Consider the following 1705-nt stretch of genomic DNA (forward strand, 5'->3'; position numbering starts at 1 on the left):
CTAAAGTGCGAAGCTTTCTACATAAAAGATGAAGTAATAACTTCATCTTCTATTGTAATTCAAATTGTAGAAAATTACATCAAATATTATAATGAAAATAGAATCCAACAAAAATTGGACTACCTGTCTCCGGTTGAATACCGGAGACGGTAGCCCTAGGGTGTTTTTATTAAATTCTCACTTTTTGGGGTCAGTCCCGTTCTAGCTGTCCGTTTTTATTTCGATATTTTCCTTTGAAAGGAAAAATAATGATTTCACATTCCTTTGCAAATTTTCACCGTTTCCATTATAATTTCATAAATAATAGAATAAAAAAGGAAAGGATTTATTATGAAATCATTCAAAAAAATAGTAGCCCTAATTTCTTTAGCGTTTTTAACAGCAATTTTCGCTTCTAATTTTACTTCTGCTTATGCAGATAGTACGACTAAAGTGAACATCACGAATGTTGATATTGCTTCACTTTCTAATTCTGAAAAAGAATTAATTATTTCTGGGAAACCAACAGGAGTCGTTAACTCTACTACTTCTGTAAAATTAGTTTACAAAACAGTGGGATGTCCAGTTGATAAACCGTCTCTTCCTAACACTGGAACATCAACAGGTTTAGTGACACTTGGTGCTGGAATCCTTGTGTTAGGCGCAGCCTATGCTTTATTAAAATCAAATAAAGGTAAAAAGTTAGTTACTATTTTATTTGTAATTGGAGCCGGTAGCATCCTTGTTGGATCTGTAGACGCTTCTCAAGTAATCTTAAACGGTGAAACTAAAGTAGACTCTATTTCACAATTAGAAGAAATTACTGTAGATGAAATTGATTGTTATGAATATGTTGGGTATATCATTGTTAAAGGTGATGAAACAACAACGGTTACTACTGAAAGTGGAACTACTAAAGTAACAACAACTGAAACACCTACAACAGAGACACCTACTACTGAAGGTCCAACAACTGGTGAAACAACCACAGAGGAAACTACAGAAGAAACAACTACAGAGCAAACTGAATCTGAAGAAGAAGTAACTATAAAGCCAGGTACTCCTGCTCCAGCTTAAAGAACACTATAAATACAATAAGAGGTAGATTTTACATCTACCTCTTTTAATTTGGTTCTATAATTTTTAGGGTTGATGGAAATTTTCCATCAACCCTATTTTAGTGTATACAAAAAGGCCAACATCCATTATATTAAAAGCGCCTAAACCTAATACAAAAGGATGATGACCATATGAACAATATACTAGAAGCTACGCTACAAATCAAAGATAAAAACATTATCTGGGATAATACAGTTCAAGAGAAGATATTTAAAAAGAGAAAATCTTTATTTTATTCAGCTACATATACGCATAAACCAGAATTTTGTACCGTTTGTGGATGTGTTAGCCAAAATAATAATATCGTCAAAAATGGCACGAAAACTTCTCGTATCACTCTCTGTTCTGTTTCAGGCCTACCGGCCTACTTAAATCTACGCAAGCAGAGATTTCTCTGTAAAGAATGCGGCTCTTCATTTACCGCAGACACTAGTAGAATCGTAGAAAAACATTGTCATATTTCGAAACGTTTAAAAAATGAAATTAAGGCAAAAATAAGTGAAACAGTATCTGAAACATATATTGCAAAAGAAACAAATGTTTCAGTTCATACTGTAAGACGTATCATAGATGATACAGCACGATTATTGACCATTAAACCATTACA

The 1705-nt window shown here is 33.1% G+C and carries 3 protein-coding genes; all 3 read left to right on the plus strand.

Going from position 1 to position 1705, the window contains the following annotated elements:
* Positions 1-153: IS3 family transposase (locus tag ADH02_RS00680; RefSeq protein ID WP_048781683.1), on the plus strand; the 153-nt coding region annotated here is incomplete at its 5' end.
* 177 nt (positions 154-330) lie between these two features.
* Entirely contained in the window at positions 331-1056 is a 726-nt protein-coding gene (locus tag ADH02_RS09570; protein WP_048781745.1) for an LPXTG cell wall anchor domain-containing protein, read from the plus strand.
* A gap of 173 nt (positions 1057-1229) precedes the next feature.
* On the plus strand, positions 1230-1705 hold a 476-nt coding region (locus tag ADH02_RS00690), incomplete at its 3' end, for an ISL3 family transposase (RefSeq protein WP_048781743.1).

The organism is Streptococcus sp. 263_SSPC, from assembly GCF_001071995.1.
Taxonomy (GTDB): domain Bacteria; phylum Bacillota; class Bacilli; order Lactobacillales; family Aerococcaceae; genus Granulicatella.